A 5,126-nucleotide genomic window follows, 5' to 3' on the forward strand; every position below is an offset into this window, starting at 1 on the left:
TGATCTACGGCGAACTTGCCCCACACTATACAAAGGACATTATCCGTTGGAGCGACCCGGAGCGCCTGCAAGTCGCCTTGGAGGAACGTATCGGGCAGATCCTAAGTGAGCCAGGTCTTGTCGACAACCGGCTCGACGCCCAGGGCTATTTCCAGTCGGCCGCCAAGCTGAACCAACTCGTGTTCCTCAGCTACGCGAAAGAAGATCACGAGTACGCCGACCGAATCGGCGCCGAGCTCAGTAGCGCCTTCCAAGAGGTCTTCGACTACAGGAAGCCAGCCGCAATACCACACGGCGCACGGTGGCTCGACCACATGTTGGCCAGCTTGGCGACGGCCGCGATCGGAGTGCCCCTACTGTCGCCGAACTATGTCGCGAGCTCCTACTGCATGGAAGAAGGGCGACGGATGATGGATGCCGCTCTCAGCGATCGAATGCGGGTGTTTCCGGTGCTGCTTGCGGACTCGGGCGTGGACCTGTTCAGCCAACTGGAATACCGTCGCGCCACGCGGATGTCTCCGACCGAGATCGTTGCCGGCATCGCCCGGGAGGTGGCATGAGCGCGCCAACGGTGGCTGTAGTGGGCAGCGTGGCGACTGGGCGTTCCTACGATCCACCGCTGCGTGACGTGGCGGTGGCCGCCCGCGCCGCCGAGGAAATCGGGCGGGAACTGGCACAGCATGGGTGCCGGCTGGTGGTCTTCAGCAGCGACGAAGGCTTCGTCGAGTCCGCCGTAGTGCGCGGCTACGCCCAGTCCGGCCGGGCGAGGCCTGGGGCCATCGAGGTGCGCGGTCCGTATCGGGCTGATCCCACAGACTTCCCCGAGGCGCAATCCCACCCAGAACTCTTTGACACGCGACCCGAGCCCACACCCGATTGGGAGGTTTCGTTCTACCGGGCACTACTGCAGGTCGATGCAATCCTGCTCATTGGCGGCGGTCGGTCTACGTTCATCGCCGGGCTCATTGCGCTGTCCCGGCGAATCGCAGCCGCGCCGGTCGGCACGTTCGGGGGATCTGCCGAGAAGGCGTGGCAACGCATGCACGGTGAGCCGGACGCCGCGTCTGAGGAAGACCTGTCGGCGATGGTGTCCAGGTGGCGTCCTGGTTCAGCAGAAGCAGTCGTCGGGTCACTGCTCCGGCAGCACGAGCGGCGCTTGAGCGAGCAGGAACAGTTACAGCGTCAGACGACCGTCGAGACGCGCCGTCGAGCATGGAGCCTGCTGTCCGCGTTGGTCTTCCTGGCGGCGGGTCTCGCCACGCTGCCTGCGGCCACGGCGTGGCGGCCCGGCACCTGGGCGGCGGTAACCCTGCTCGTCTTCGGACCGCTGTGTGCGGCGGTGTCCGGGGCGCTGATCCGCAACGTCTTTGACGAGGTCGGCGAGTGGCTACGCGCCGCAGTGTTCGGCGCTGCCGCGGGTGGACTGTCCGCAGTTCTCTTTCTCGCGGCGCAGCTCACAACCAACCCGAATCTGCTCCAGGGAGACAGCGCCGCTCGTCTCGGATACTTCATCGTGCCAGTCGGGTTCGCTGCCGGGCTCGCGTTCGACGCCGTGCTGACGAAGCTACGCGGCACCGATGTGGTGAAGACTCACCCTGTCGATGCCGCAACGCCATGACAGCACAGCACAGCACAGTGCAGCAACCCGCGTAGCAGGGGCTCAGGACCCAACAGGCCATGCCCGCGGGCTTCAATCCACTCCGAGGGCCTAGTCATCTCCGCAACGGGCGTTGGCGCGATCAGAACTGGTGCAGGTCCCGTTGACGAGACAAGACTGCCCGGCGCTGCAAAGTTACCATCACCGTGTTCCAACCACACTCGCAGCGACTCCGACTGCCCGTAGGCCTCGTCCATGGTCACCCACCCGACCGGCACCTCACTATCGAGGGCACGGGCGAGCATGGTGCGGGCCATCTGCACCTTCGTGGCGAACTCGGCCTCGTCCGGGATCCCGGCGGCCCGGCACCGGTCTCGGTCATCGGTCCACGACGTCGGAAGGTAGAGCTGCCGGTCGATCAGCGCGTGACCCTTGCCGGAGCGGAAGACGAGGAACACCCCGACCTGGCCCGTGGATTGTGCCAGCATGCCCGGGCTAGGCCACAACCGTTGATGTCAGCCGTTGAGGTCAACCGCCATGATGGGCACGTGGCGACAGTAGAGGGGTGGCCAGTTGGCGGACCTTCCAAGGGACGACTGGTCCCGGCCGAGACCGCCGCCGAGGGCAGCCCACCCAGCACGGATCCGTCGTGTGACCCGCTCCGCGGTGCCATATGCGCTTCGGTTCATGACCTATACACCCATGACTTAGACCTACTGGGAACCACTAAGCGGGTAGTGGTCGGGCGCTTGATGATCTACCTCAACAGGCACCTGACCGGCCTGTCACTGAACGGCTTAGTACTCGACCAGGACTATGAACGCGCCGGCCAAGCGACAAAGAGGCTGATCGGTGCAGGACTCAGGGCCGCCGCGGCCATCGAGTCGTAACGAGCACTTGTACTGTCAGGCGATGAAGTTCGTTCCACCTAATCCAGTTCAGTTCGATCAATTCCGAAAATTCCTGCTCCGAGACGCCCGGGAGACCTTCGGCCCAGATGCCGACGACGCTAGGGTCGTCGACCGATTTACATCGGTTTATCAGCAATATCCTCGGTACGGACGTCTGAGCGATCTCCACGGAAAGGCACTCCTTCTGGGCGACCGGTACTTCCGGCTTGCCGAACTCGCGAACCTGTTCCTGGCTGCGACCCAGTTCGGGCATGACCGGTTCGGCATCATGGGCGACGCCTCGGCCCATGACCTTGTGGCGCTTCAGGAAATCGAAATGTCCAAATCAGAGTTCGACGCCCTTCTCGACGCGTTGGCCGCTGCGGTGCACGAGATCGATCCGCAACTCGTGATCGAGTACGACTGGTGGGAGCACTTCTCTCGCGGTCCGACCGTGGCCGCCGTACCGCCCCGGGCGACCCGGTTCCGGCCCGCGGCCGCCGAAGTGGTCCTGGTGCGTGATCTCGCCGTCACGAAGGTCGCGCTGGTGCGGACGCCCGTCGGCTTCGCCCTCGATATCCAGGGTGACCGCACGCCTATCTCAGAAGCCGAGGCCGAAGTGTTCGTCAACACCACCGACAAGCGACTCCTCGACTGGGTGCTGGGACCTGAGGTCGATCGCACGGCGAACCTCGGCGACCTCGTCAGCACCGGCTTACGCACCGACCTCGAGTACGTGTTCATGGATCAGTCCACGTTCCGCAACGCTCTGCGAGCGCTAGAGGACGACGTGTTGATCCCGAGCCGCCTGTTCGACCTCTCCACAATGGCCCATTATTTGGTGTTTGCCGACGCGATCGCCGTCCCGAGTACGTGCACGGTCCCGGAGGCACTCCAGGGCATAGTGGTCAGAAGCGGCGTTGACGAGGCACGTCTCAGTCCCGCGATGGCTGCCTTGGCCCGTCCGCACGGGTTCGACCCGGCGGATGGTGGTGAAGTCGACGGGCTCAAGCAGATCGAGCTGTTCTGGGGCGCGTTTCTCGGAGTCGAAGTCGAGCTCGACTACCGTCACGTCGACTCCGCCACCGACAGCCCTGGGTCGTGGGAATACGTCCCCGGCGGCAGTGACTGGAGCCCCGATCCGGCCGAACTGATTGTCGCGGGAACCGGCACGCGCCAGGTGTCAGCAGCCGCCAGCATCCACACACTGCGGTACATCCTCAACGAACGGCGCGCCGCATTGATGGGCGTCCCGTACGCGGCGTCCGCGCTGCGCTACCCAGTGCAGGCAGTGCAGTTGCGCAATGCGCTGCACTTCTGCACGGTCATCGATCAGCTGTTGCGCCCTGCCATCCCGACACCGCACGAGGGACTCGGCGCCCTGGTGCACCCCATGCGACTTCCGGACGCACTGGGTATCGCTTGCGCCGAAGCGCGCGACCGGTCCGACATCCTGACAGGAGTCCTCGACCTTCGAGCAGCAATGACAAGCTTCCGAGAGGCGCTACGAGAGAGCCGGGAGGTCGGGGAGACCGGCACGGACATCATCCGCAGGCTTCGACGGCCACTCGCCGGCATGGTGTTCGCCCGAACAGCCGACGCCGCGATAGCCCGGGTCAGTTCAGTTGCCACAGCCACAGGCGCAGACCTCGGGACCGCCCTGGTCGTCGCCAAGCTCGCCGAGCCGCTCAACCTCGCTGAACGAGCGGTCAAACTACTCGACCTGATCCGCCGCCCCCATATCCGCGTCCTTCAGCGCTTCGCGCAGCGTTCGGCCGACGGCGCGACAACCGATGACATCATGCGGCTATGGGACACACGATCGCCCCTGACCCGCAAGTGGTTCTCGACCGTCATCCAGCTATCTGACCTCAGCCCATTCGAGTCGGCAAAGCTCACCCGCTTCTAACGAGTGACCGGAACACCCATCAACCGCTCCCTCGGGCGGGATGTTGGGTACCACTCAGGGATCATTTGTTCGCCTGCGACCGGCCGCGACACTGCATCGGTCGCTGCTCCAGCTAACGTCCGGGCCGTATTCGCTGTTGGGCGGGGCGGATTGGGAAACGCCCGAGCCGCGGTCCCTGAGCTGCCGTTTTCTGGCTGATGCCGCTGCGCCAGCCCTCGGTTCAAAGTCCTGTGGTCTGCTGCACCGATAGGTGACATCTGAGATGGCTTGCCTTGTGGGCGGGCTGGAAGGATGTCGCTGTGCCCAAGCCCTACCCCCGGGAGTTCCGCGACGATGTCGTGCGGGTGGCCCGTGACCGCGAGCCGGGCGTGACGGTCCAGCAGATCGCGAAGGACTTCGGTGTGCACCCGATGACGTCGTTCAAGTGGCTGCGCCAGGCCGACGTCAACGCCGGCGCCGCGCCTGGGACCGCTGGCAGTGAGTCGGTCGAGCTGCGGGAAGCGCCCGGATTAGGTTGTTGGAGCAGGAGAACGAGGTCCTGCGGCGGGCCGAGGCGGTCCGGCGGGTTCTCCTCACCGACCCGTCAACGAGGTTCGCACAGCTGCATGCTCGACCTACTACGCGCGACGGCCGCATCCAGTGCCGCCCTCCGACCTCGTGACGGGACTGCTCGCCGACCCGGTTACCCGCGCCGGAGCCGTACGCCACGCGCTCCTGACCCCGGAACTGG

At 65.1% G+C, this 5,126-nt stretch carries 4 protein-coding genes and 1 pseudogene; 4 read left to right on the forward strand and 1 reads right to left on the reverse strand.

What is annotated here, in order from left to right; translation table 11 throughout:
- Together ACWCO3_RS31215 and ACWCO3_RS31220 are read left to right on the forward strand one after the other, a co-directional pair.
- Nucleotides 1–560: toll/interleukin-1 receptor domain-containing protein (locus tag ACWCO3_RS31215; RefSeq protein WP_450013468.1), on the forward strand; the 560-nt coding region annotated here is incomplete at its 5' end.
- Complete coding sequence (locus tag ACWCO3_RS31220; protein ID WP_145783447.1) at nucleotides 557–1,618, forward strand: hypothetical protein; 1,062 nt, start codon at nucleotides 557–559, stop codon at nucleotides 1,616–1,618. The genes ACWCO3_RS31215 and ACWCO3_RS31220, both read left to right, overlap by 4 nt.
- Before the next feature lie 179 nt (nucleotides 1,619–1,797).
- On the opposite strand, the pseudogene ACWCO3_RS31225 reads toward ACWCO3_RS31220, so the two are convergent.
- Nucleotides 1,798–2,064: pseudogene (locus ACWCO3_RS31225) on the reverse strand (transposase); the annotation flags it as partial.
- 445 nt (nucleotides 2,065–2,509) lie between these two features.
- Between ACWCO3_RS31225 and ACWCO3_RS31230 the strand changes: the two are divergent.
- Nucleotides 2,510–4,396 (forward strand): hypothetical protein, encoded by a 1,887-nt coding sequence (locus tag ACWCO3_RS31230; protein ID WP_450013470.1) that lies wholly within the window; start codon nucleotides 2,510–2,512, stop codon nucleotides 4,394–4,396.
- A 299-nt stretch (nucleotides 4,397–4,695) separates the two neighbouring features.
- The coding region (locus ACWCO3_RS31235; RefSeq protein WP_450013472.1) for a transposase at nucleotides 4,696–5,126 on the forward strand (431 nt) is incomplete at its 3' end.

It is taken from the genome of Micromonospora sp. NPDC002411, assembly GCF_053592955.1.